24 protein-coding genes are annotated in these 25,601 nt (G+C 59.6%); 13 read left to right on the forward strand and 11 right to left on the reverse strand.

Annotated features, from left to right (window positions below):
* Window positions 1-288: 288 nt before the first annotated feature.
* Entirely contained in the window at window positions 289-615 is a 327-nt protein-coding gene (locus AC13C0_RS02585) for a CcdB family protein (protein ID WP_117618778.1), read from the reverse strand.
* A complete protein-coding gene (locus AC13C0_RS02590; protein ID WP_071267913.1) occupies window positions 615-860 on the reverse strand; it encodes a type II toxin-antitoxin system CcdA family antitoxin in 246 nt (81 codons plus the stop codon). Before AC13C0_RS02590 ends, AC13C0_RS02585 begins: the two co-directional genes overlap by 1 nt.
* 240 nt (window positions 861-1,100) lie before the next feature.
* Between AC13C0_RS02590 and AC13C0_RS02595 the strand changes: the two genes are divergently transcribed.
* Window positions 1,101-1,289, forward strand: a complete 189-nt coding sequence (locus AC13C0_RS02595) for a YHS domain-containing protein (RefSeq protein WP_117618779.1) — start codon at window positions 1,101-1,103, stop codon at window positions 1,287-1,289.
* Between the two features lie 122 nt (window positions 1,290-1,411).
* On the opposite strand, the gene AC13C0_RS02600 is transcribed toward AC13C0_RS02595, so the two are convergent.
* The gene (locus tag AC13C0_RS02600; protein ID WP_205422184.1) at window positions 1,412-1,561 is read right to left on the reverse strand and encodes a hypothetical protein; all 150 of its coding nucleotides are present in this window, start codon (window positions 1,559-1,561) and stop codon (window positions 1,412-1,414) included.
* 122 nt (window positions 1,562-1,683) lie between these two features.
* Between AC13C0_RS02600 and AC13C0_RS02605 the strand changes: the two genes are divergently transcribed.
* Window positions 1,684-2,349 (forward strand): hypothetical protein, encoded by a 666-nt coding sequence (locus AC13C0_RS02605; protein WP_117620374.1) that lies wholly within the window; start codon window positions 1,684-1,686, stop codon window positions 2,347-2,349.
* On the opposite strand, the gene AC13C0_RS02610 is transcribed toward AC13C0_RS02605, so the two are convergent.
* Entirely contained in the window at window positions 2,333-4,978 is a 2,646-nt protein-coding gene (locus AC13C0_RS02610) for a nitrate reductase (protein WP_482953909.1), read from the reverse strand. The genes AC13C0_RS02605 and AC13C0_RS02610 overlap by 17 nt on opposite strands.
* Before the next feature lie 504 nt (window positions 4,979-5,482).
* Between AC13C0_RS02610 and AC13C0_RS02615 the strand changes: the two genes are divergently transcribed.
* The 3 genes from AC13C0_RS02615 to AC13C0_RS02625 all read left to right on the forward strand — a co-directional run bounded on the left by AC13C0_RS02615 (window position 5,483) and on the right by AC13C0_RS02625 (window position 8,920).
* Entirely contained in the window at window positions 5,483-6,865 is a 1,383-nt protein-coding gene (locus tag AC13C0_RS02615) for a CmpA/NrtA family ABC transporter substrate-binding protein (RefSeq protein ID WP_117618781.1), read from the forward strand.
* A gap of 27 nt (window positions 6,866-6,892) precedes the next feature.
* On the forward strand, window positions 6,893-7,900 hold the full coding sequence (locus AC13C0_RS02620) for an ABC transporter permease (protein WP_117618782.1): 1,008 nt from the start codon (window positions 6,893-6,895) through the stop codon (window positions 7,898-7,900).
* Window positions 7,901-8,053: 153 nt separating this feature from the next.
* Window positions 8,054-8,920 (forward strand): ABC transporter ATP-binding protein, encoded by an 867-nt coding sequence (locus AC13C0_RS02625; RefSeq protein ID WP_341580844.1) that lies wholly within the window; start codon window positions 8,054-8,056, stop codon window positions 8,918-8,920.
* 10 nt (window positions 8,921-8,930) lie between these two features.
* On the opposite strand, the gene AC13C0_RS02630 is transcribed toward AC13C0_RS02625, so the two are convergent.
* A complete protein-coding gene (locus AC13C0_RS02630; protein ID WP_117618784.1) occupies window positions 8,931-10,226 on the reverse strand; it encodes a nitrate- and nitrite sensing domain-containing protein in 1,296 nt (431 codons plus the stop codon).
* Between the two features lie 388 nt (window positions 10,227-10,614).
* On the opposite strand from AC13C0_RS02630, the gene AC13C0_RS02635 reads away from it, so the two are divergent.
* The 4 genes from AC13C0_RS02635 to AC13C0_RS02650 all read left to right on the forward strand — a co-directional run bounded on the left by AC13C0_RS02635 (window position 10,615) and on the right by AC13C0_RS02650 (window position 16,336).
* The gene (locus AC13C0_RS02635; protein ID WP_227539275.1) at window positions 10,615-11,856 is read left to right on the forward strand and encodes an NAD(P)/FAD-dependent oxidoreductase; all 1,242 of its coding nucleotides are present in this window, start codon (window positions 10,615-10,617) and stop codon (window positions 11,854-11,856) included.
* A gap of 64 nt (window positions 11,857-11,920) precedes the next feature.
* Complete coding sequence (nirB, locus tag AC13C0_RS02640; RefSeq protein WP_482953910.1) at window positions 11,921-14,428, forward strand: nitrite reductase large subunit NirB; 2,508 nt, start codon at window positions 11,921-11,923, stop codon at window positions 14,426-14,428.
* A 72-nt stretch (window positions 14,429-14,500) separates the two neighbouring features.
* Window positions 14,501-14,869: a nitrite reductase small subunit NirD gene (nirD, locus tag AC13C0_RS02645; protein WP_117618786.1), complete on the forward strand. Its 369-nt coding sequence runs from the start codon at window positions 14,501-14,503 to the stop codon at window positions 14,867-14,869.
* A gap of 99 nt (window positions 14,870-14,968) precedes the next feature.
* Window positions 14,969-16,336 (forward strand): WS/DGAT/MGAT family O-acyltransferase, encoded by a 1,368-nt coding sequence (locus tag AC13C0_RS02650; RefSeq protein ID WP_341580847.1) that lies wholly within the window; start codon window positions 14,969-14,971, stop codon window positions 16,334-16,336.
* An 11-nt stretch (window positions 16,337-16,347) separates the two neighbouring features.
* Here the strand turns inward: AC13C0_RS02650 and AC13C0_RS02655 are convergent, their stop codons facing one another.
* The gene (locus AC13C0_RS02655) at window positions 16,348-16,755 is read right to left on the reverse strand and encodes an NINE protein (protein ID WP_482953911.1); all 408 of its coding nucleotides are present in this window, start codon (window positions 16,753-16,755) and stop codon (window positions 16,348-16,350) included.
* A gap of 385 nt (window positions 16,756-17,140) precedes the next feature.
* Window positions 17,141-18,247: a helix-turn-helix domain-containing protein gene (locus AC13C0_RS02660; protein WP_482953912.1), complete on the reverse strand. Its 1,107-nt coding sequence runs from the start codon at window positions 18,245-18,247 to the stop codon at window positions 17,141-17,143.
* A 225-nt stretch (window positions 18,248-18,472) separates the two neighbouring features.
* On the opposite strand from AC13C0_RS02660, the gene AC13C0_RS02665 reads away from it, so the two are divergent.
* The gene (locus AC13C0_RS02665; RefSeq protein WP_482953913.1) at window positions 18,473-19,378 is read left to right on the forward strand and encodes a metal-dependent hydrolase; all 906 of its coding nucleotides are present in this window, start codon (window positions 18,473-18,475) and stop codon (window positions 19,376-19,378) included.
* Window positions 19,379-19,506: 128 nt separating this feature from the next.
* On the opposite strand, the gene AC13C0_RS02670 is transcribed toward AC13C0_RS02665, so the two are convergent.
* From AC13C0_RS02670 to AC13C0_RS02680, 3 genes are all read right to left on the reverse strand, one after another.
* Complete coding sequence (locus AC13C0_RS02670; RefSeq protein WP_104270416.1) at window positions 19,507-20,292, reverse strand: class II glutamine amidotransferase; 786 nt, start codon at window positions 20,290-20,292, stop codon at window positions 19,507-19,509.
* 48 nt (window positions 20,293-20,340) lie between these two features.
* Window positions 20,341-21,441: a GGDEF domain-containing protein gene (locus AC13C0_RS02675; RefSeq protein WP_092033079.1), complete on the reverse strand. Its 1,101-nt coding sequence runs from the start codon at window positions 21,439-21,441 to the stop codon at window positions 20,341-20,343.
* Between the two features lie 101 nt (window positions 21,442-21,542).
* Window positions 21,543-22,358, reverse strand: coding sequence for an SDR family NAD(P)-dependent oxidoreductase (locus AC13C0_RS02680; RefSeq protein ID WP_053113553.1), 816 nt, complete (start codon window positions 22,356-22,358; stop codon window positions 21,543-21,545).
* Between the two features lie 205 nt (window positions 22,359-22,563).
* On the opposite strand from AC13C0_RS02680, the gene AC13C0_RS02685 reads away from it, so the two are divergent.
* Together AC13C0_RS02685 and AC13C0_RS02690 are read left to right on the forward strand one after the other, a co-directional pair.
* Window positions 22,564-23,022: an NfeD family protein gene (locus AC13C0_RS02685; protein ID WP_008176913.1), complete on the forward strand. Its 459-nt coding sequence runs from the start codon at window positions 22,564-22,566 to the stop codon at window positions 23,020-23,022.
* Window positions 23,023-23,024: 2 nt separating this feature from the next.
* On the forward strand, window positions 23,025-24,059 hold the full coding sequence (locus tag AC13C0_RS02690) for an SPFH domain-containing protein (protein ID WP_482953914.1): 1,035 nt from the start codon (window positions 23,025-23,027) through the stop codon (window positions 24,057-24,059).
* Between the two features lie 17 nt (window positions 24,060-24,076).
* Here AC13C0_RS02690 and yfbR read toward each other — a convergent pair whose 3' ends face one another.
* On the reverse strand, window positions 24,077-24,670 hold the full coding sequence (gene yfbR, locus AC13C0_RS02695; protein ID WP_303288049.1) for a 5'-deoxynucleotidase: 594 nt from the start codon (window positions 24,668-24,670) through the stop codon (window positions 24,077-24,079).
* Between the two features lie 141 nt (window positions 24,671-24,811).
* On the opposite strand from yfbR, the gene AC13C0_RS02700 reads away from it, so the two are divergent.
* Window positions 24,812-25,594 carry a substrate-binding periplasmic protein gene (locus AC13C0_RS02700; RefSeq protein ID WP_482953915.1) on the forward strand — a complete coding sequence of 261 codons (783 nt, stop codon included), beginning with the start codon at window positions 24,812-24,814 and terminating at the stop codon, window positions 25,592-25,594.
* The last annotated feature ends 7 nt before the right edge of the window (window positions 25,595-25,601 follow it).

A 25,601-nucleotide genomic window follows, 5' to 3' on the forward strand; every position in this document is an offset into this window, starting at 1 on the left:
AAGGCCGGGGACTTGCCGATTCGGTATCATAGCAAAATACGCAGTGGTGCCAATCCCTATGACCTGGCGGACAAAGACTACTTCGAAGCGAGAGCCCGAAAGCAGCGGATGAACGCACGACGGGACCGACGATTCCTCAACAGTTCGTCGTACGAGAAACTGGCCGCCTGAAGGGAAGCCTTACGGGATATGAATAGGTGGGTCGCCTGCGCGGCCTTCAAAGGGCTTGAGCTGTATGATGGGAAACTATCACGTACAGTTCTTATGGGGCGAAGGGCCGCAAGGGCCTTAGCTACCAGGTAAGCCAGTGATAGCAAGATCCAGAGCTCCAACAATCTGGGCTCTGAAATGCGAGAGGGAGCCAATTGGGCTTTTGAGATGCTTTTCAGGCACAGAGGAAATTTGCGGGGTTAACAGCAGTAGTTCCTGGTCGGCAAAGCTGATTTCCGGAGTTAGTCCGTGCATGGCTCCTCCACCAAAGGCGGAACGTTTGCCAAGAGGGATAACAATGCGGGTTGCCAGTTCGCTCAGGAGGCTGCTCTGAATATCGACAAGGTAAGGATAGTGCGCTTTGCTGACTTTGCTTGGGTTGGGATACACATCGAACTGTGCCATCAGAACTCCCTGAATTCGTCGCCGAAGCATCCATGTTGTTCGACGAAATCGTTATAACTTTTGATCGCGGCGCGATTTTCCTCGACCCATTGGGCTGCTTCTCGTTTTGAAAGCTCTTCTTTCAGAGCTCGTTCCAGGGTGGCAGACAAGTTAATGTTCAGTTCCCGGGTTTTCCGCAGCAGATCGCTATTGATTGAGAGGTTCGCTGCTTTTTTGGGTGCGGCTGCATTGTAGAGTTCGGCCATAGGAGCCTCCAAGTGGCGATTTAATGCATCGCTTCAGTTTATGCGCACATAAATGCGCATTCAAGTATTTAACCAATGGCCGTTGTCGGACCGGCCCCCGGTCATTTGAATCGGAGGCATGTGCAATTGATGCGTATCAACAGAAGGACGCGACCAGTGCGATAGGCTCGAATGAAGCAGTTTTGTACACTGCGTCAATGCCGACTTGCTGCGAGCTTGCAGCAGAGGAGTGAAGTAAAAATGAAACGGGAAAGAAACGAACGCAGCCACAAGGATCCGGTCTGTGGCATGGAGGTCAGCCCTATCGCCGCAGTTGATCAACTCATTCACGAGGGCAAGACCTATTACTTTTGTTCCGAAGCCTGTAGTGAAGCCTTTGAGGCTGAGCCCGCGAGATACCTCCGACATCACCGTCAGCACGGAATGTAGTTGAGATAGCACGCATGAACGGGCCACGTCGCCATGTACTAATTGGCGCAAACGCAAGCGAACATTAAAAGTCCTTTATCCGGCTGTTCGGTTTGCCAAGGTTCACTATCGCCTGGAACTTCTCAGCGATGGGGGAAACCGGTGAAGGTCACCCTCAGCCCCTGGTAATCCGCATCCTCGGTAATAGCCCCAGCGTTCAGGGTATCCAGATCGAAACGCAAGCCGTCATCTGCCCACCAGCGTCTATAAACAATACTGAAGAGCCAGACCATAGCAAACCGCAATTCCGGGCGTTAAGCTTGGAGAACCAAACCTATCGCGGATGATGACAAGGTATCGAAGTTTGCTGAAAACGCCCCTATTAACCGAAACCGCCGTTGGCCTTGGCGAACTGATGTGTTCCGTGACCCGGGACTGCCTCTGGCAACCGGCCGAGCAATGGGTCCGGAAACGCAGCCCGGGCAGTTTCCTGCATTGCCGCGTGGGTTCGGGCCAGGCGACCTACCACCGTTTCGATTCCCGCGACAGGCAACATCTGATCACCTACGGGGTTCGCATGATTGCCGCCAAGCACCAGCCGGAAACAGCCAGCGGCTGGCTGTCCGGGCGGGAGATCCGGAAACGGGGTTACTTTGGTGGCGAGCTGAGCACCCTGAACCTGCTGGCCCATACCTGCTGCCACGAGTTTGCCCATCTGCTACAGCAAAGCGCCGGGCAGCGGCGCCGGGGTTCGGTGCACAACCGGCACTTCTACACCATTCTGGATGAGTTGCACGAAAGCGGTGCCGCAGGAGCCACGCGGGAGGCGCTTGCCGACCAGGCCCGGAAACAGGCGCTGGCGTTACCGGACACACCCTTTGAGCCAGTGGACACCCGGCAGCATCTGGACCGCTGGCAAGTGGGAGATACCGTTAGTTTCGGTGCCGGCCTCCGGGAGCTGCACGGGCAGATCATCCGGGTCAATCGCAAGACCTGTACCGTGGATGGCATCGGGTCCTCGAAAGGGGTGCGCTACCGGGTGCCGGTGCAGATGCTGAGCCCGCTTACACCGCCTCGGTAACGGACACCAGCAAACTCCGGATCTCCGGCAAACAGGATCCGCAGTTGGTGCCACACTGCAGGTCCCGACCCAGTGCGTCCACGCTGTTCACACCCCGTTCAATCGCCTGCTGTATCTGCCGGTCACCCACCTGGAAGCAGCTGCAAACCAGGTTGCCGGCATCATCTCCATCCACTGCCCTTGCCGCCAGCAGGCCGCGCCGGGTGGTCTCGTCGAGCTCCGGCTGGCTGAAGCAGCTGGCCAGCCAGTCCATGGATGGCAGGGCGTCCGGTTCACGGTCCACCATTAAAACCGCCTCCAGCTGACCATTGTACAACCGGGCCGCTCTGAAACGGCCCTCACGGACATCTTCCATAACCAGTTGCGGCTGGCCGCCCAGCCAGTCTGGCACTGCGGTTTTCCAGTCCATGGGTGACTGCCCGGCGACGGTCCAGTTGTCGCAATCAGCCAACGTCTGGCGGGCCCAGTAGTCTGCTGTCCAACGTTTCGGCCGGTCCCGTCGTACCAGCAAACGACCGTGCCAGCGGGCCGGCCAGTGCGCCAGGGTGGCGCGACCGTGCTTGGCCTCCGGTTGTCCGGAAACCGGATCCACCACGCTGTCGGTCAGTGCGGTGGCCAGGCCCTGCCCGGTAAACTGGTCGTTCCAGTGAATCGGCACAAACACCTCGCCACGTCGCTGATCTGGTGTCGCTCGGACCCGGCCGACAAAGTGGCCGTGGGCGCTACTGAGTGTCGCCAATGCCCCCGGCGTCAGGGAAAGCGCCTGGATATCCTCGGGATGCACCTCGATAAACGGCTCAGGCCGGTGCGCCAGCAAACGGCTGGACCGGGCGGTCCGGGTCATGGTGTGCCACTGGTCGCGGATGCGCCCGGTATTCACAATCACCGGGAATGCATCCGTCGGCGGCCTTGCCGGGAGTCGAGAGGCTATCGGAATCAGGCGTGCCCGGCCGTCGCTGGTGGCGAACCGGCCATCAGTAAACAGACGCCTCGAATCAGAGGCCGACCCGGTGACCGGCCACTGCCGGGGCTCAAGGGTGTCATACTGGTCATCACTGAGCTCCGCCAGCCCGGAAATATCAAAGAAACGCTGACCGGAATTCTCAAAACCCGACAAGCGGGCATGTTCCCGGAAAATGTCCGCCGGCCCCTTATAGTCGAAACCGCCACCGTGCCCCAGGGCCCGGGCCACTTCGCTGATGATCCACCAGTCCGGCCGGGCCTCACCGGTCAGCGGCAGGAAGCGGCGCTGGCGGGAAATGCAGCGTTCGGAATTGGTGACCGTGCCGTCCTTCTCGCCCCAGCCGGCCGCCGGCAGCAGGATGTCCGCGTGGCGGGCGGTGTCGGTATCTTTGTCGCAGTCCGAAACGATGACTGTCGGGCACCGGGCCAGGGCCCGGCGGATACGATCGGTTTCCGGCAAACTGACCGCCGGATTGGTGGCCATGATCCACAGCACCTTGATATCGCCGCGCTCGACCGCGTCGAACAGGTCAACGGCTTTCATTCCGGGCCCTTCCGCTACGGCGTCCGTACCCCAGAACCGGGCCACCCGGTCCCGGGCACCCGGGCTGTCATAATCCATGTGGGCTGCGAGGGAGTTGGCGAGCCCGCCCACTTCCCGGCCACCCATGGCATTGGGCTGCCCGGTCAGGGAAAACGGACTGGCGCCGGGCTTGCCAACCCGGCCGGTTGCCAGGTGGCAATTGATAATCGCGTTGCCCTTGTCGGTCCCGGCGGAGGACTGGTTGATTCCCTGTGAGAACGCGGTCACCGTGCGCGGCTCCTCCCTGAACCAACGGTAGAAGGTGGTGACGCTCTCAATGGGCAGGTCACAGAGTCGGGCCACCGCCTCAGGCGAGGGTGCCGCCGATTTCGCGGCCCTCAGGGTGTTTTCGAATCCTTCGCAGTGCTCCGCCAGGTAACGGCGGTCAAGGCCCTCCTGGTCCGCCAGCCAAACCAGCAGGCCATTGAACAACACGGTATCTGTTCCGGGGCGTATGGCCAGGTGCAAATCCGCCAGATCGCTGGTGGCGGTTTTACGGGGATCAATGACCACTACCCGGCGACCGGGCCGGCCCGAGGCCTTCATTCTCTGGTAGAGCACCGGATGGGCCCAGGCGGCATTGCTGCCGGCCAGTACCAGCAGATTCGCCAGTTCCAGATCCTCGTAACAGGCGGGCACCAAATCGCCCCCGAAAGCCCGCTTGTGGGCGGCGACAGCAGAAGACATGCACAGCCGGGAATTGGTGTCTACATGGGGCGTGCGGATAAACCCCTTGGCCAGCTTGTTGGCCACGTAATAGTCTTCCGTCAGCAGTTGACCGGAAAGATAGAAGGCCACGGACCCGGGGCCATGAACGGCCACCGATTCGCGGATAGCCCGGGCGACTTCCGTTACTGCCCGGGGCCAGGTGCTTTCCCGCCCGAAGACATTCGGCTTCAACAGTCGTCCATCCTGGGTCAGGGTTTCGTGCAAGGCGGAGCCCTTCACGCACAGGCGGCCCAGATTCGCGGGATGGGTCTCATCCCCCTGGGTGGCGGATGGCGACGCATTCACACCACAACCCACGCCGCAGTATGGACAGGTGGTTTGAACCGTCGCCGGTCTATTGTTGGTTCCGGTCACAGCACATCCTTTTGTTTCAGAAACAAAAAGCCCGCCAATCCGGATGCCATAGGGGGCCATCAGGGGCGGGCTTCGTTGCCAATAGGATTAAGTTGTCTTGAACAGATAGGTACGCGGCTGCAATAACAGGGCCACTCCGGACGGAATCGGCTCTAAGCCCTGCCAGCGCCCGTATACGGCGGCTCTGAAGGATTTCATTCCTGCCAGATTGCAAAACGGTCTCGCGTCGACGACCAAACCCGGTATCAAATTGGTGCAAACCTGACCGTCGGCGCACTAAAACCATCCGGATACCCATTCCCTTTCCCGGGCACCCATTGGCGATAAACCTCTAACTCTCTGTTTTAAGACGCCTTAAAGATATGGCATGGGGCGTGCAAGAGCCTTTTACAGAACGCGCGTTTACGACTCAACAGAAAACCGATCCCCAGGCACAGGCGCCTGCTTTCCGGCAACGGAAAGCAGGCGTTTTTTTGTCTGGGCCAAACAGAATGAGGCACACCCATGCAGATACTCACACGACAACCTGCCCGATGGCTTACTCGAATGCTACTGGTGGCCACCTTCTGGGCCAGCAGTGCGCTGGCCCAGGATGAAATAGGTCCGGCCGAAAAGCCCGACCTCAAGCTCGGCTTTATCAAACTGACGGACATGGCACCGCTGGCGGTTGCCTGGGAACAGGGCTTCTTCATGGACGAAGGCCTGTTCGTGGAACTGGAGGCACAAGCCAACTGGAAAGTACTGCTGGACCGGGTAATCACCGGGGAGCTGGACGGCGCCCATATGCTGGCGGGTCAGCCCCTGGGCGCTTCCATTGGTTACGGCACCCGCGCGGATATCATTACCGCCTTCAGCATGGACCTGAACGGCAATGGCATTACCGTCTCCAATGATGTCTGGGACACCATGAGCCAGCACATTCCAGACAATGCAGATGGAAAACCCGAACATCCGATCAGTGCCAGTGCTCTGTTGCCAGTGGTTGAAGCCGCCCGGGACCGGGGCGAACGGTTTCGCATGGGAATGGTGTTTCCGGTTTCCACCCACAACTATGAGCTGCGCTACTGGCTTGCCGCCGGTGGCCTGAACCCGGGCTACTATGCGCCACAGCGCGGCGACACCAGCGGCACCCTGGAGGCAGACGTGCATCTTTCGGTCACGCCACCGCCGCAGATGCCCGCCACCATGGAAGCAGGCACCATCCAGGGCTACTGCGTGGGCGAGCCGTGGAATCAGCAAGCCGTGTTCATGGGCATCGGTGTGCCGGTAATTACCGATTACGAGATCTGGCCGAACAACCCGGAAAAGGTCTTCGGGGTGACCCGCCAATGGGCCGAGGACTACCCCAACACCCATCTGCGCCTGCTGCGGGCCCTGATTCGCGCTGCCCACTGGCTGGATGAGAACAACAATGCCAACCGCGGGGAAGCCGTGAAAATCCTCGCGCGCTCCAACTATGTCGGTGCCGATGAGGCGGTGATCGCCAACTCCATGACCGGCACCTTCGAGTATGAAAAGGACGATGTCCGTGAGGTACCGGATTTCAACGTCTTCTTCCGTTACCACGCCACCTACCCCTACCCGTCCGATGCCATCTGGTATCTCACCCAGATGCGCCGCTGGGGCCAGATTCCCGAGGCCAGGCCGGACGACTGGTACATGGAGACGGCAGCCCGTGTCTACCGTGCCGATATCTATGAGCAGGCCGCCCGGTCACTGATTGCGGACGGCACCCTGGAAGCATCGGATTTTCCGGATTTCGATGCCGAAAACTTCCAGCGCCCGCAACAGGGTGAGCTGATTGACGGTGTGGCCTTCACCCCCCGGACACCGAACGCCTATATCGACAGTTTCGACATTGGCCTGAAAGGCACGCAAACCCCGTAACCGGGTTTGCAAGGAGGTTTTATCACCATGACTACGATCACTTCGGCCAACAGCACCCCTCAGTCACCGCGCTGGCTGGCCCAGAGGCTCAAGGCCCTGGGCGATGCCCTGGCACCCGATCAGCTGGCTGCTGCCGGTCGGCAACTATTGCTGCCATTGATGGGCATTCTGGTGTTTGTCGGCTTCTGGCACCTGGCCGCGCCCCAGGTGGACACCTCCCTGGGCAGCTTTCCCGGCCCGGCCCAGGTCTGGGAACAGTCGGGCCAGCTCTGGCAGGAGCACGTCAGCCAGCGCGAGCGGGCTGACAGGTTCATTGCCATGCAGGAAGAGCGGAACGCCCGCATTCTGGCGGACAATCCGGAGGCCGAGGTAAAAATCCGCAACTACCCCGGCGCGCCCACCTTTCCGGACCAGGTTGTAACGAGTCTGTTCACGGTTCTGGCGGGGTTTGTACTGGCGACGGCAATCGCGGTGCCGCTGGGCATTGTGGTGGGCCTGAACCGGCATTTCCAGGCCGCGGTCAATCCGCTGATCCAGATCTTCAAACCGGTATCGCCACTGGCCTGGCTGCCCCTGGTCACCATGGTGGTGTCTGCCACCTACGTGAGCGATGACCCGATGTTCGAGAAGTCGTTCCTGACCTCCATGATCACGGTCACCCTGTGCAGCCTCTGGCCCACGCTGATCAACACCAGTGTTGGCGTGGCAGCGGTACACCCGGACCTGCTGAATGTGTCCCGGGTGTTGCGCCTGTCCTTCTGGACCCATGTCCGCAAGGTGGTATTGCCTTCTTCGGTCCCGATGATTTTCACGGGGCTGCGGGTGTCACTGGGGATTGCCTGGATGGTGCTGATCGCAGCCGAGATGCTGGCCCAGAGCCCGGGGCTTGGCAAGTTCGTGTGGGATGAATTCCAGAACGGCAGCAGTGAGTCCCTGAGCCGGATCATGGTGGCGGTGCTGGCCATCGGGTTTATTGGCTTTGTACTGGATCGGGTGATGCTTTTGATTCAGCGTCGGGTTGCGTGGAACGAGTGAACTCCGCTTTGGAGCAAGCCGCACCGGGTGGGTTACGCCTCCCGAAACACGCGGCGAGTACATCCCTGTACGCTCCGCCAAAACATCCATGTTTTTGAGGGTTTCGGGAGGCGTAACCCACCCGGCGCTCCGTTTACCAGAGAGGTGCTCTCCATGACCAAATCACATCTTGAATTAACCGGCGTTGAGATGGCATTCGATACGCCGAAAGGGCCGTTCGTGGCCCTGGACAACATCAATCTGAAGATAAAAAAGGGAGAGTTTGTTTCCCTGATCGGGCACTCCGGCTGTGGCAAGTCCACGGTCCTCAACATTGTGGCGGGCTTGCTTCAGGCCACCAAGGGTGGCTGCGTACTGGATGGCCATGAGGTGAATTCGCCAGGACCGGAACGGGCGGTGGTGTTTCAGAACCATGCGCTGATGCCCTGGCTGACGGTGTACGAGAACGTGGAACTGGCGGTACAGCAGGTGTTTCGCAGGTCCATGAGCAAACAGGAACGGCGCGACTGGATTCACCACAATCTGGAGCTGGTGAATATGGCCCATGCGGCCGACAAGCGGCCGGGTGAGGTCTCCGGTGGCATGGCCCAGCGGGTGGGGATTGCCAGGGCCCTGGCCATGAAACCCAGTGTGCTGCTGATGGACGAGCCGTTTGGCGCCCTGGATGCCCTGACCCGGGCTCACCTGCAGGACTCATTGATGGAGATTCAGCAGGAGTTGAACAATACGGTGATCATGATTACCCACGATGTGGACGAGGCGGTGTTGCTGTCTGACCGGATCATCATGATGACCAACGGACCGGCGGCGACCGTCGGCGAGGATCTGTACATTGATCTGCCCCGGCCCCGGAACCGGGTGACCCTGGCAGATAACCCGGAATACGTGCACTACCGGCAGGAAGTCTTGCGATTCCTGTACGAGAAGCAACGCAAGCTGGAGCACATCTCGCCACGTCGTTCCGGAAAGCCCGAAGCGCCCGAGACCAAAGAATCGGAGTCCCGGGCGGCCAGGGCCTGAGCCGGCCCAATCACTTCAATACATCCGCCATGGACACCAGGGCCCGGGCGACTTCGGGCAGTTTCCGGCCCTGGTCCATGGCCAGTTTCCGTAATACCCGGTGCGCTTCGTCGTTGCTGATCCTGCGATGGTCCATCAGCAGCAGCACCGCCTTTTCCTGGGTTTTCCGGTCTTCCAGGGCTTCCCGGGCACTCCGCAACTCATCGGTCATCTGTTGCAGGCGCCGGGTCTGCTCCTGAACCAGATCAAAGATGGAGCGGCCAAACTGCTGCCCGACACCGTCGCTGGCCCAGGATTCACCCACCTGCCGCTCGTTCCCCGAATCGCACAGTACCAGCATGGGCTGCGAGGTCGGTTCCTGGGCATCCAGGGACATGATCAGGGTTTCCTGATGGGCCAGGGAGTTCCGGGCGTCGGCAAAACGCTCGGTGCAGCGGGCGTGAAAGCAGCCTTCCACCGAATCCTCCACCTTTTTCAGTTCATCCATCCGCTCGGACATCAACCTGAACCAGTCGTCTGCCAGGGCGGGATCGAGGCTTTTGTAGCGGCCTATGGCTGTACCCCGTTGCCGAAGCTTTTCGATATCGGCCTCGCGAGGGTTGTCGCGCAGTTTTTCCCACAGGTCCAGGGAACCATCATCCGCAAAGCTGGTGAACACGTCAAAACAGCGCTCCTGCGCCTCAATCAGGTGCGCCATGCGCTCAGACAGTGCACGATCAAACCGGCCGCTGGAAAAGCCCGCCGACCCCACAGCCCGTTCCTGGCCGCAGAACTCCTTGCCGTTCATCAGATGCACCATGGCCACCAGGAGCCCGGCAATGGTGGGGTCAACAGCGGTATCCGCGGCCTCAAACACCACCGCAATCAGGTTATGTATAAGGCAGCTGTAATCCTCTGTGGCCGAGGGCGCCGTCACTTTCCGGGCAACCACACAACGCCGCAGTTCCGGCAGCCCCTCCAGGCTATGAAGTGCAGTGGCCAACTGGTTCAGCAGCCGGCTGCTCACCGGGTGGGCGGTCAGTTCCCGATGGATCTCCGCCAGGGCCTGATCGAACTCTCCACGCAGCCGATCAGATGCCGCGACCATGGTTTGTCGCTCCTGGGCAAATTTCTCGCCGGCAGAGCCCAGAAACACATTGGAAGCGCCCCGCTCGCACTGCAGCGCATGCACCAGGTTGCTGATGCACTGGACCAGTTTGCCCATCTGCAGGAAATACTGGAGATTCATCAACTCGCAGCTCTTTGAGGCGATCAGGTAATCGCCCGCTGAAGGCGATTTATGAGCGGCGGCGCGTTTCGTGTTCATAACAGACTCCGGAGGCACGGCAGCCTCGAATGCAACAATCAATGACAGGTCAGATCGCTCACGGAACCAACCTCTGGACAGTTGTGATGTGAGCAATTACCGCGCCACCGCACTCTGGCCCCAAAGCCGTGCAAACTGCCCCGCGGCAGGGCAGTTTTTTTGCGCCAGCCTGGTCAACACACAGACAAAAAACACTTACTTTATTGATTTTATTGAATTATAAAAACTGGCACGAAGATCGCTTTGCATTAAGCAAGGACGAACCTCCCGGCCAAGGATCAGGCCGGACCATCAGATCATTGTTGTTGGCATTGGCGCCGGACCATCGACTTCCCTCGGGAATAGATGCTCCGGCTTTTTTTGTTTGCCAGAAACGAAACGGACGGGCATGAAGGTGATGACTAAACAGAGCGAATCGACCCTGGTGATCTGCGGGCATGGAATGGTTTCCCAGCGCCTGCTGGAAGCCCTTTGCCGTGAGCCGGGGCGGCCGTTTACCCGCATTGTCGTGTTCAATGGCGAAACAACGCCTGCCTATAACCGGATACAGCTCTCGTCGCTGCTCGCCGGCGGAACCGACGAACGCTCCCTTGCCTTGCAGCCCGGCGACTGGTTCCGGGACAACGCCATAGAAGTACACGATGGCGAACCGGTTACGGCCATCAACCGGCAGGACCGTACGGTCGCTACCGCAACCGGCCGGGTCCAGTCCTACACGCACCTGGTTCTGGCCACCGGCTCACGGCCCGCGAAACCGGGTGTGCCGGGTGAGGATCTCCCGGGCGTCATGACGTTCCGGGATCTGGACGATACCCGGGTCCTGATTGAGACCACCCGGCGCCACCGCCGGGCGGTGGTGATCGGCGGAGGCTTTCTCGGCCTGGAGGCCGCCGAAGGTCTCCGGCAACGCGGTATGGCCGTCACCCTTCTGCATCGAAGTGGCCACCTGCTGAACCGGCAACTGGACGCGGTCGGCGGGCACCTGCTGCAACAGCACATGGAAGATCGTGGCCTCTCCATTCGCACCAAGGCTTCTCCCAGGGCACTGCTCGGCCGCCATCAGATTCGTGCGGTGCAGTTGGAGGACGAAACCCTGATCAGCACTGACCTGGTGGTGATTGCCGCCGGGATCTCACCCTCGATCGGATTGGCCCGGGACGCCGGTCTGGCTTGCGACCGCGGCATCCTGGTGGATGGCCGGCTGCGGACCACAGACCCGGCAATTTCTGCGCTGGGCGAATGCTGCCAGCTCGGAGACACCACCTTCGGCCTGGTGGAGCCGGGGTACCAGCAGGCGGAGGTGCTCGCCGGCGTGCTCAATGGCAGCACACCGGAGGCGGAGTACCGGCCAGTGGACACACCAACACGGCTGAAAATCAGCGGTGTCCCCATTTTTTCCTGCGGCCAGGTCAGCGCCGGCCCGGACACCGAATCGGTGGTCTGGCAGGACCACGAACAGAATCACTATTGCCGGCTGCTGATCAAGAACCAGCGCCTGACCGGCGCCGTGCTGCTGGGTGATACCCGAGACGGCCCCTGGTACAGCCAGCGCATTCTGCAGCAGGACGACATTTCCCGGTACCGGGATCACATTGCATTCGGCAAAAACTACTGCGAGGCGGCGGCCTGAGCCTTCAGCCCATAGAGAGCCATCCGCCCACAGAGAGCCATCCGCCCGGAAAGAGGACAAACCCATGAGCAAGAAAACCCTGATAGTCGTCGGCAATGGCATGGTCGGCCACCATTTCCTGGAGCAATTCTGCGCCAGCCCGGCCTCTGCCGATTTCGAGATCATCGTGTTTGGCGAGGAAAAGCAACTGGCCTACGACCGGGTTCACCTGTCGGAGTATTTCGGCGGCTCTACCCATGCGGATCTGGCCATGGGTACGCTGGAGTGGTACACCGGGCAGGGCATTCAGTTGCACCTGAATGAACAGGTGACCGGCATCAACCGGGAAAACCGAACCGTGGAAACGCCACAGGGCAGCTACCGGTACGACGAACTGGTACTGGCCACCGGCTCCTATCCGTTTGTGCCGCCGATTGCGGGCAATGATCGCCGCCATTGCCTGGTCTACCGGACCCTGGACGACCTGGACGCCATTCGCGCCAGCTCGGACGGCGTCCGGACCGGTGTGGTTGTCGGCGGAGGCCTGCTGGGCCTGGAGGCAGCCAACGCCCTGAAGTGCCTCGGGCTGGACGCCCACGTCGTGGAATTCGCGCCCCGGCTGATGCCGGTTCAGCTCGATGCCGACGGCGGCGCCCTGCTGCGCAAAAAAATCGAGGAACTGGGCGTTCAGGTGCATACCGAGAAGGCGACCACGGCCATTACCGAAGGCCAGGATGCCCGCCTGCGCATGAACTTCAGCGATGACTCCTTTCTGGAGACCGACCTGATTGTGTTCTCCGCCGGCATCCGCCCCCAGGACGCCCTGGCCCGGGCCAGCGGCCTGGAAATCGGCGAGCGCGGCGGTATCGTGATCGACAACCACTGCACCACATCGGACCCCCATGTCCATGCCATTGGCGAGTGCGCGCTCTGGGAACAGAAGATTTTCGGCCTGGTGGCGCCAGGCTACACCATGGCCCGTACTTTATCCGCAAATTTGAACGGCGACCGTGAGACCGCGTTCACCGGGGCCGACATGAGCACCAAGCTGAAGCTACTTGGGGTGGATGTGGGCTCCATCGGCGACGCCCATGCCCAGACGCCGGGCGCCCGCAACATCCGCTTTAACGATGAACAGGCCGGTCACTACCGCCGCATGGTGATCAGCGAGGACGGCAAGACCCTGCTCGGCGCCATCCTGGTGGGCGACAACAGCCACTACGACACCTTGCTGCAGTACGCCCTCAACGGCATCGCCCTGCCGGACAACCCGGAAACCCTGATCCTGCCGGAAAGCCAGGGCGGCGCACCAGCCCTCGGCCCGGATGCCCTGCCGGAAACTGCAGCCATCTGCTCGTGCCACAACGTGACCAAGGGCGATATCTGCGGTGCCATTGATGCTGGCTGCACGGATTTCGGCAGCGTTAAAGCCGAGACCAAAGCCAGTTCCGGCTGCGGCGGCTGCACCGCCCTGCTTAAAAACGTGGTGGACTGTGAGCTGGAGAAGCGCGGCGTGGAAGTCAGTAAAGACATCTGCGAACACTTCCCGTACAGCCGTCAGGAGCTGTTCCATCTGGTGAAGGTGAACGGTATTCGCACCTTCAGAACGCTTATCAAGCAGCATGGGATGGGCCAGGGTTGTGATATCTGCAAACCAGCAGTCGGATCCATCCTGGCCACCTGCTGGAACGAGCACATCCTGGCCACCGACCATGTGCCGCTGCAGGACACCAACGACACCTTCATGGCCAACATGCAGAAGAACGGCACCTACTCCATCGTGCCGCGTATTCCCGGTGGCGAGATCACCCCGGACAAACTGATTGTGCTGGGTCAGGTCGCCAAGGAATACGATCTGTATACCAAGATCACCGGCGGCCAGCGCGTTGACCTGTTCGGCGCCACCCTGAGCCAACTGCCGGAGATCTGGGAAAAGCTGATCGCCGCCGGCTTCGAGACCGGCCACGCCTACGGCAAGTCACTGCGCACGGTGAAATCCTGTGTCGGCAGCACCTGGTGTCGCTACGGTGTGCAGGACAGCGTGGGCATGGCGATCCGACTGGAGGACCGCTACAAGGGCCTGAGGGCGCCCCACAAGGTGAAGATGGCGGTCTCTGGCTGCACCCGGGAGTGCGCCGAAGCCCAGAGCAAGGACTTTGGCGTGATTGCCACGGAGAAGGGCTGGAACCTCTACGTCTGCGGCAATGGCGGCATGCGGCCGCGCCACGCCGACCTGTTTGCCACCGACCTGTCCGATGAGGAACTGATTCGCACCATCGACCGGGTGGTGATGTTCTATGTGCGCACCGCCGACCGTCTGCAGCGCACCAGTGTCTGGATGGAGAACCTTGAGGGTGGTCTGGAATACCTGAAGCAGGTGGTGCTGGAGGACAGCCTGGGGATCTGCGCAGAGCTTGAGGCGCATATGGAGGGCATTGTCAGTACCTACCAGTGCGAGTGGAAGACCGCCGTGGAGGATCCGGATAAGCGGAAGCGCTTCCGGGAGTTTGTGAATGCGCCTTCGCAGACGGATCCGGTGCAGGAGTGGACGGTTGAGCGGGGGCAGCGTCGGCCTGCTTTGGAGTCTGCGTAGCGTTCCGGTTTTGGTGAAGAGCTGGTAGAAAAAACCGTTCGAGATGAACACAGATCAATTTGGAGAGACATCATGAAAGCACGCACTCGTTGGGATGCGGTATGTACCGTCGAAGATCTGGTGCCGGAGTCCGGCATTGCCGTCTGGACTTCGGACGGGCCGGTGGCGGTGTTTTATCTGCCGCACCGGTTGCCGGCATTGTTTGCCATCAGTCACACTGACCCGTTCAGCGGGGCCAATGTGCTGGCGCGGGGGATTACCGGGGATTTGAAGGGCGAGCCGGTGGTGGCATCGCCGTTGTACAAGCAGCACTTCAGTCTGCGCACCGGTATCTGTCTGGAAGACGATTCCGTGCGGGTCAAAACCTATCCGGTTCTGCTGGACGGCAACCAGATACGTCTGGAAATCTCCGAAACCAGGCAGGAATCGATAGCCGCTTGAACTATGGCCTGGTCGGTGGTCTGAAACTGCACAGGGGTCAATTCCGGAGGCGTTTATCTGCGATACTATTGTCACAATACCGACAACAAGGACGCTCCCGTGAAACCCCTCAGCCCTACGGATCAGCTTTTTCTCTGGCTGGAAAAACGGCAACAGCCCATGCACGTGGGCGGTCTTCAGCTGTTCTCCTTTCCCGACGACGCACCGGACGATTATGTTGCCCAGCTGGCCGACCGGTTAAGGCAGTACACGGATGTAACTCCGCCGTTCAACCAACGCCTGGATTACCGTTTCGGTCAGCCGGTCTGGGTCGAAGACGAGCATCTGGACCTGGAGCATCACTTTCGGTTCGAAGCACTGCCCACACCGGGGCGGGTCAGGGAGCTATTGTCCTTTGTCTCGGCGGAACATTCGCATTTGATGGACCGGGAGCGCCCGCTGTGGGAATTTCATTTGATTGAAGGGCTCGGGGAGCGGCAGTTCGCGGTTTACATCAAGGTGCATCACGCTTTGGTGGACGGTGTCTCAGCCATGCGGATGGTGACACAGATGCTGTGCCAGGATACCTGCGAGCGGGACATGCCGCCGATCTGGGCCATGCCGCTCCGCCCGGCACGGAAAGGTAATGAGGGGAATCCCTCGCTATGGCGCAGCGTTGGCCACTTGCTGGGCAAGTCCGGCAAACAGCTTGGCACTGTGCCCACCGTGGCCCGGGAACTGCTACGAACCATCAACGACGCCCGAAAGGATCCGGCCTACTCGTCCATCTTCCACGCGCCCCGCAGCACCCTGAACCAGAAGATAACCGGCTCCCGGCGTTTTGCTGCGGAATCCTATGGCCTGAACCGTATTAAGGGAGTGTGCAACGCCTACGGAACCACCATCAATGATGTGGTAATGGCCATGTGCGCGAGTGCCCTGCGCACCTATCTGATGAACCAGGACGCCCTGCCGGAGAAGCCCCTGATCGCTATGGTGCCGGTATCCCTGCGCAAGGATGACAGCTCCGGCGGCAACCAGGTGGGCGTGATCCTCGCCTCCCTGCACACCGATGTGACCAGCCCGGTAACACGGCTGATGCAGATCCACCAGGACGTAAAAGCCGCCAAGGACCGCTATGCCAATATGTCCCCGGAAGAGATCATCAACTACACCGCCCTGACCCTGGCGCCGGCAGCCTTTCATCTGCTTACCGGCATGGCTCCAAAGTGGCAGACCTTCAACGTGGTGATCTCCAACGTCCCCGGCCCTCGGAAAACCTGTTACTGGAACGGCGCCAAACTCGACGGCATGTATCCGGTCTCCATCGCCATGGATCGCCTGGCCCTGAACATGACCCTGACCAGCTACGGCGACCAGGTAGAGTTCGGCCTGATCGGCTGTCGCCGCACCCTGCCAAGCCTGCAGCGGATGCTCGACTACCTCGAAGACGCGCTGGCTGAACTGGAATCCGCCGCCGGCCTTTGATCCGAAGGGGATCAGCCGAAGCGTTGCTCCCGGTTCCGCTCTGAGATCTGGTCATTCAGGGTCCAGAAGTCATAGAGCACACCGATCAGGAACAGCCCGCCGGTGAGCAGGTAGATGATGCCGGTAATCCATTTGCCCATATACATCCGATGCAGCCCGAACACACCCAGGAAGGTCAGCAGCAGCCAGCCAATGCTGTAATTGACTTCACCTTCCCGGAATCGCAGATCCGCCTCCCGGTCCATGGCGGGAATCAGGAACAGGTCGATGATCCAGCCAATGAACAGCAGCCCCAGGGTAAAGAACCAGATGGTGCCGGTAACGGGTTTGCCGTAGTAAAACCGGTGTGAGCCCAGGAATCCGAAGATCCAGAGCAGGTAGCCGATCAGCTTACTGTGGGTGTTTGGCCTTTGGGTCATGTTCGTTTTCATCCTTTTGGGTTGGTGTCCGGTTTCAATTATGGCCCTAGCCGGGTTGATTTGGGGGCTGGCCGGGGGGAAGGAATATTTTCCCTCGGGAAAAACAACTCGCTTCGCTCAGACATCTTTTTCCTGTCGGGAAAATATTCCTTCCCCCCGTCCGTCGAACCATTGTGGCATAGGAAACGAAAAGCAAATTAAGACAAAGCAACAAAAATTAAGACGGCAATCTCTTCTGTAAGCAGGGCGTGGGGTGGGGCATTATTTTTTCGGGGAAAAAGATGTCTGAGCGCAGCGAGTTGTTTTTACCCGAAAAAATAATGCCCCACCCTGCGACCACGCTCCAAACAAGCGGCCCGTTAGACCGAACACCCCAAGCCAAACCTCACGGGCCAACCTCGGGCGCAGGGTCCGGCCCACCCTCGCGAAACTCGCTGGCCGACTTGCCGGTCCACTTCCGGAAGGCCCGGCTGAAGTTGGAGAGGCCCGCATAGCCCAGCTCGTAGGCAATCTCGCTGACCGATTGGTTGGTATAACGGAGCAACTGGATCGCCCGGTCTTTCAGCACCGACTCGAGGATCTCCCGGTAGCTGGTGTCCCGGTCCGCCAGCCGGCGTTTCAGGGTTCTGGACGAAACGCAGAAACGCTCGGCCATGGCTTCCAGCGATGGCAGCGGGCCCGGCATCATTCGGAGCATGTTGCGGATCGCGAGGACAATGTCGCCCTGTTCCTTCAGGGCCTTCTGCAGCTCGAACTCGCACTGGTCGCGGGCCATTCGGGAGGCTTCGGCGTCGGCAAGACGCATCTGCACATTCAGAAGCTCCCGCGGGAAAACCATCATTTCGTCGGGCTGGCCGTATTCGAATCGAACGGGAAGCTGATCGGAAAACTGCCGGTACCAGGGCGGCTCCGGTGCGCTCAGGCGAACGGAGACACCCGGCAGTTTGCCGTCTTCCAGGGCAAAGCCGTGTTTTGCCGCGTCCTCCCGATCCAGGAGCTGTTCGGTCAGCAGGATCAGAGTGGCGCTGACGGTCTCCGCCAGAAACGGATAGAGGCCGGGCACTTCGAATTCGGTGCACAGCTTTACCAGCACCTGATCGCCCGCTTCGGACTGGCTCATGCTAAGGAACGGCACCCGCAAATGCAGGTAACGGCGCACCGAATCCAGGGCATCGGCAAAGGTGGGACTGGTCAGGGCCGCGAAGCCCAGGGTGCCGTGGATTGTCAGCCGCAACTCCCTGGCCAGCGTGAAGCTGAGGCCGTCCTGGCCGGCCAGGTTCACGGCCCGTTTGGCCATGATGATGGCATCGGTGACAAATACCCGACTGTCGTTGGACTTGAGATCGTCCGGGGTGAAGTCGAGACCTTCATAGAGCAACCGGTCGTTGTAGCCGAGTTGGCGGACCGTTTCCGCCAGAACCCGCAGGTAAGCGCCCGGCACCAGGAACAATCCCAGCATCTGCCGTTCTTTGTCCGGACCGGTTGCACTCATTGGCATTCCTTCTTATTGGGTTGGCTGAAGCACTTCAATTGACTCTATCAGATGCCTCCCGCCGCTACAGTGGGGCCCGGTACACCTTGCTCGCCGTCAGACTGGCCAATCAAATCCCGGCCCGTGTCCCATCCTGATCGACTGCCGTCCCCTTTGCGCCTTCCTACCCGGCCTTGACTGCCACACACTGGAGCCATGACATCAGCCAGAGTGAGGAGTACACACATGCTGAGCAACAAAACCGCAGAAAACAAAACGGCGCCGGTTACCCGGGCCTCCAACACACCGGACAACGTCACCATCACAGCCCAGCGCATGGGGTTTGAGTTCGGCGACCAGGTGCCCCGTTACTGGGTCGACAACAGCTACAGCATCAGCCACATCATGAATGCGCTCTCGGTGTTGTTTCCGCAGGGCGAGCAGTTCTTCGTAGATTCAGTAAGGGCGTTCCGGGACCAGATTTCCGATCCCAAGCTGAAGGAAGAGATCCGCGGATTCATTGGCCAGGAGGCCATGCACTCCCTGGAGCATGTCGCCATGAACCAGCACGTTCGTGACCAGGGCATGCCGGTGGAAGAACTGGAAAAACACCTGGAAGTGGTTCTGGGGATCGCCAGGAAGCTGCCCAAGCGTCACCAGCTGGCCATCACCTGTGCCCTCGAGCACCTGACCGCCATGATGGCCGACATGTTGCTGGAGCGTGACGATGTGCGCCAGGACATGGATGAATCCATGCGTCCGCTGTGGGTCTGGCACGCGATTGAAGAAACCGAGCACAAGGCGGTTGCCTACGATGTGTTCCAGGCGGCTGGCGGCACTTATGCCGAAAGAGCCTTTTATCTCATGTTCAGCACCGCCGCACTGGGCGTGATGAGCACCTATTTTACCAGCCGGATGATGCTGAACGACCGCAAGAACTTCTCGTTGAAGGACACCGCCACCGGTCTCTGGCGCCTGTGGGGCATAAACGGCACCTTCTCAAGCCTGATTCCCACATGGCTGGAGTACTTCAAACCCGGCTTCCATCCCTGGGATCACGACAACAGCGATCTGATTGCCCGTTTCAAGGAAGAAATCCAGGCGCATATTGCACCGCAGTATCAGAAGGGTAATCGCCGGACTCTGCAGTAATCTTCGGAGTTACGCGGACAAGCAGGTGGGGAGGTCTTTGTTCCGGGAAAAACAACTCGCTGCGCTCAGACATCTTTTTCCCTGCACAAAGACCTCCCCACCCACTCATCCGCTTGATCTGGCAGAGATCAGCTGCCCGCTTTGGCCACTCCGGATCGAATGACCTCACCTTTCTTCCATAACCGCCATTCACCTGGCTGGTAAACATCCCACTTTTCATCTGTGGTCAGAGGTTCAGTAACGATCACGCTGACGATGTCGTTGGGCGTCGTTTCCGATTCGAAATCCACCGTTACATCGGCGTCTTTCAGACGGGCAGGACCAAACGGGGCTCTCCGGGTGATGCTGGCCATTTTGGTGGTGCAGTAAGTGAACAGCCAATCACCGTTACTCAGTAGGAGGTTGAAAACGCCCTGGCTGGCGTAGGCGACGGACAACCGGACCAGGCGGTCGATGATTTCATCGGTTCCGTTATTGCGATCGCAGTGCGTTCGAAGGTGGTTAAGAATATCGCAGAACAGCGCCTCGCTGTCGGTGGTTCCGACCGGCTCATAGAACCCTGGAGTCGAACCGAAGCCGGAGAGCTGGCCATTGTGGGCGAACACCCAGTAGCGACCCCAGAGTTCGCGCATGAAGGGATGGGTGTTGGCCAGGCAGATGTCGCCGACGTTGGCCTGGCGAATGTGGCAGATGGCCACTTCGCTTTTGATCGGATGGGTCTGGACCACTTCGGCGATTCGGGAATTGGCGCTGGCATCTGCGTCGTGGAAGGCCCGGACGCCTTTGCCTTCGTAGAAGGCCACACCCCAGCCGTCCTTGTGGGGGCCGGTCTGCCCACCCCGACGGGTCAGGCCGGTGAAACTGAAACACAGGTCGGTGGGCGTATTGGCACTCATGGCCAGCAGTTCACACATGGGTTACTTCAATCTTGCAGGAGAATGATTGTCTCAAGAATACCGGAATCAGCCGGCTTCGACAGTCAGAATCTCAAGCTGACGGGGGTTATGGCCAGCCCCTACAACCCGATTTCGCCCCGCTCGCTTGCCACTGTAGAGCCACCGATCGGCAACCCGGAACAGGCTTTCGGCCTCGCGACCATGGTCTGGCCACTGGGCTATCCCGAAGGAGGCAGTCACCCGGATGCGGGCTTCCCCGTAGGGCAGTTCAAGGTCAGATATCCGCTGGCGCAGCTCGTCCATCAGGACAAAGGCATCCGCCGGCTTCACATCTCTCAGAATCAGGCCGAACTCCTCGCCACCCAGGCGGCCGACAAAATCGGTGCTCCTCAGCCGTTCGGTCATGCATCGGCTGATGTTTTTCAGAACAAAGTCTCCGGCCTCATGGCCCAGAGTGTCGTTAACGACCTTGAAGTGGTCAATATCCATCACCACCAGCGCAAAACCGGCTCCACTGCGATCGCACTCGGCAATGGTGCGATTCAACGTACCCTGGAAGTTGCTGCGATTGGCCAGACCAGTGAGCGCATCGGTCTGGGCCATGTCCACCAGGCGCTGCTCGGACTCTTCGCGGCGCACCTCATACAGGTGAATGAAGGCCAGCATCAGTGCACCGCACAACACCATGTTGAGCAGATCGATCATCGCGTGGGGGCTGCCGACCTGGCCAAGGTGAATGTAATAGATAACGCCCCCGACGAGCATAAAGGGTGCGCTGAGAATCATGCCTTCTTTCTTGCCAAGCAACAGGTAGGCGAGAACCGGCATCATCAGCACCCAGACGAAAGCGGACACCGAGGCTTCCGGTAACAGCATGATCACCAGGAAGAACGCGAACAAAGGCACCAGATAGGCATAGACCCACTGCTGCAGATGAGGAGTGGATTTCAGGCGCCAGACGCCGAAAAAAAGCAAAGTGCTGGCAAACAGCTCAGCAACCGCCACCCATGGGTAGCCATTGAGAAACTGCAGGCAAGCAAAAATCACCAGAGCCGAGCCGGTGATCAGAAAAAGCAGCCGCATCAGTGAGCGGCGATGGCTGTCGCGCAGACCCGAGCGGCTCTGTTCCAGAGTGGCCCCCAGGTCAGAATGGTGAGGCGTATTCATGCTGACTCTTCCTTGGATCAGCTTCCGAGTATAGCCCCGAAAAACTGTTTGTAAAACGTACAGCGAGCCCAAGCTTCAGGCCCGCCGCACGCATCGAGTCTTCAGATATAGAGGTTCTTGCGGGAGAAACGCTCCACCAGCGGCTGGTAAGCAGAACCCAGCAGGCGGTTGATCGCATCAATACCCCAGGCGTCCGGGCCCACCAATATGCGGGACTCATTCTTGAGGATGCCTTTTACAATGATTTCTGCGGCTTTCTCGGGCGTGGTCATGGCGAGTTTATCGAAGCCTTTACGCTGGGCGACGGCGTTCTCGGACTTGCCCATGCGCGCTGCATTGACAATGTTGGTGCGGATACCACCAGGATGCACACAACTCACCGCCACCGGCTGGTTCTCCAGCTTCATTTCCTGGCGCAGGGCTTCGGTGAATCCTCGCACCGCAAACTTGGCGGCGTTGTAGGCGCTCTGCTTGGGCACTCCAATCAGGCCAAATACACTGGAAACGTTCACCACATGGCCATCGCCCGAGGCAATCAGATGGGGCAGGAAGGCCCGGGTACCGTGAGCAACCCCCCAGAAATCAATGTCCATGACCCATTTGAAGTCTTCGTCGGTCATCTCACGGACCGTGGCAGACAGGGCAACGCCCGCGTTGTTGATGACCAGATTGACCTGACCGAAATCTTTCACAACCTCCTCCGCATGGGCAAAGATGGCATCGCGATCAGACACGTCCAGCCGGTAGGTTTTTACATCAGCGCCGCTTAGCGCTGCAGCGGTTTCGGCCAGGCCTGACTCATTGACGTCGGACAGCGCCAGTCGGCAGCCCCGGTCCGCCAGCGATTTGGCGAGCGCGCGGCCGATACCCGAACCGGCACCGGTAACAACGGCAACTTTGTTCTTCAGATTCTTCATGGTCACAGACCTCTTAATTGTAGGCACATCAATTAAAGCAGATACTCTAACAATTGCCTGCTTGCGGGATATGGCTTTAGTGAACCAGGCCACATGGCATTCCGGCCACCCTCTGACGCGGCACCCGGTTTCCGGTACAATCCCTTGCCGTTGGCCGGTGCACGACACCGGTCCTCTACCTCCCCCGAATCTGTGGATTTTCTGTATGGAATGGAGTCTTACGCATTTCTGGCTGATCCTGGCGCTGGTGCTGGGCCTGGCTGAACTGGCCTCAGGTGTCCTGTTACTTCTGGCCCTGGGCATTGCGGCCGCGCTGACCGCCTTGCTGGCCTTTCTGGGAGCACCATTCGAATGGCAGCTGGCCGGTATGGGGCTGTTCTCGGGAATTCTGGTACCTGTCGCCATTCGCTGGATCCGTCCGCGCTTCTCACCCAAAGGTGTGGCATATGGCACAACCGGTACCGGCGTGGAGCAAGGCCGGCGTTATCAGACCCTGAAGCGGGATTTCGATGGAGCCACAGGCATCAAGGTCAATGGCGATTTCTATCGCCTGCGAGTGACTGACACCGGAGAAACCGACCTTCCGGAAGGAACCGACGTCATTTTCAAACAGTTTGACGGCACGACCGCCGTTGTTGAGACGATCACACACAAGGAACAGTAAGCATGGAACAGTATCTTTCACCCGGGCTGATCATCAGCCTGATTCTGGTCGCTATTGGCATCTTCATCATTGCCAAGGGTCTGGTCATCGTGCGCCAATCCGAGGTTATGGTCATTGAGCGCCTGGGTTCGTTCAACCGGATCCTCGAAAGCGGCGTGAATATTATTATTCCCTTCGTGGAGCGGCCCCGGGCCATCAGCATGCTTCGTTATGTCCGCATGGGCGAAGATTATCATCCGGTGATGAGCGATGAGATCCGGATTGACCGCCGGGAGACGGTTATGGACTTTCCGGGCCAACCGGTGGTGACCACCGATAACGTTACGGTGAAGATCAACGGTGCCCTTTACTACCAGATAATCGATCCGCGCCGGGCTGTTTACGAAGTGGCCAACATGAGCCAGGCGGTGGAAGTCCTAGCGAAAACCACTTTGCGCTCGGTGGTGGGCAAGATGGAGCTGGACAAGCTGTTTGAATCCCGCAGCGAGGTGAACAACGCTATCCAGGCGGAGATGGAAGAGGCCGCTTCCAAGTGGGGCGTCAAGCTTACCCGGGTCGAGGTTCAGGACATCAGCATGCCGGAGGAGGTGGAAGAGGCCATGCGTTTGCAGATGGCCGCCGAGCGCAAGCGGCGGGCCACGGTGACCGAAGCCGAGGGTGAAAAGTCGGCCGCGATCGCCATGGCCCAGGGCCAGCGCGAGTCTGCCATTCTCAATGCCCAGGGCGACAAGGAATCCGCCATTCTGCGGGCCCAGGGTGAGCAGGAGTCCATCCGCCTGGTGCTCAGTGCCATGGGGGATTCCGAGGACAACAAACAGACCGTTATCGGTTACCTGCTGGGGCAGAGCTACATCAAGGTTCTGCCCAACATGGCGAAGGACGGGGAGCGGGTGTTTGTGCCCTATGAATCCTCAGCGCTGCTGGGCTCCATGGGCATGTTCCGTGAACTGGCGGGCAGCCCGGAAGACACGGTTCGCCAACACCTCCAGCGAGACGGCCTGCGTGGCGGGCTGGTCGGCGCTGCCGGTAACAGTTAAGGCCTGACAAAAGCCTCTCAACCCAGCAGGTTATCCAGGGGTTGCTCGTAACTGGGCGCGAAGACCTTCAGAAAATAGGAAACCTCTGGCAGCCCGTCTGCGTCCAGCCTCTGGCGAATCTGACGGGCAGCCGGCTCGAACTCCTTGTTGCCAGCCTGGATTTCCGCCCGGCACTTGAGCCACGCGGACAGCCGGTCGGCAGCCTTGATCAGTTCCCGGTCCTCCGTCGGCCACTGAGATTCGCGAAGGTAGGGCGAAAATTCCTCTCTCAGATCTTCCGGAAGCAATGCCAACAGTTCGGCTTCCGCCTTGTGCTCGATATCCCCGAACGCCTCCCGCATAACCCGCGAATGGTATTTCACCGGTGTCGGCATGTCTCCGGTAATCACTTCGGTTGCGTCATGATAGAGCGCCGCTGCCGCAATCCGGTCAACGTTGGCATGGCCACCGAAATGCCGGTTGCGGATTATGGCCAGGGCATGGGCCAGGGTGGCCACTTCCCAGGAATGGGTAGCGACGTTCTCCTCAATGGCATTTCGCATCAACCCCCAGCGCTTGATCCAGCGCAGGCGGGAGACATAGGCAAAAAAATGGCTGACAACACCACCCATCAGTCACAGTCCTGTTTTATAAAAGTTGATAATTTTTTTATTCAAATCCGTGAATTCACCGTGCTATTCTGAATAAGTATTCAATTGTTACATACTGGGGGTATAGCGTTGAATCCAGTGTCCTTCGTCCGGAGCAGTCTGGTGGCGCTTTTCGCCGGCATCATGCTGGCCTGGTCCCCGGTATCCGTCGCCGAAACCAAAATCAAGGTCGGTGTCTATCACTTCCCGCCGGTCGCCAGCGTCGGTCCCGATGGCAAGCCAACCGGTCTCCTCGGCGATCTTCTGGAAGAGCTCGAACAGACCCACGGGGATATCTCTTTCCGGGTTGTCCACACCTCTCCGAAGCGCCGGTTCCTGGATTTCGACGCCAAACTCTATGACGTGATGATCTTTGAATGCCCGGACTGGGACTGGCGCGACAAAGAGGTGAGCATCAGCCGCCCCCTTCTGGTAGACGAAGATTTCTACGTGGCGCTGAGAAAACCGGGCCGGGATCTTTCATTCTTCGACGACCTTCCCAGCCACACCATCGCAGCGATATCCGGCTACCATTACAGGTTTGCCGGTTATGAAACCGACCATTCAGTCCTTGAGCAAAAGTTCCGTATCGAGTTCTCGGACAACCACAGCCGCAATCTGAAGCTGATCAAGGCGGACAGACCTTCCGTTGCCGAAGTGGCCATCGTCAGTCACTCCTATCTGCAGATGCACCTCGCCGGGCATCCGGAGGATCGCGACACGCTGCTGATTTCGGACAAACCGGATCAACGCTACCAGCTCGCCATTATAGCCCGCAAGGACGGCACCGCGAGTGCCGACGAAATACTGACGCTGTTGTCACCACTGATAAAGAACGGCCGGTACCAGCGTCTCGTTGAAAAGTGGGGCCTGCGGCTGCCGGCCGGCTTCCCGACGGGTGACTAAGCGCCCT

It is taken from the genome of Marinobacter sp. B-21, from assembly GCF_056857895.1.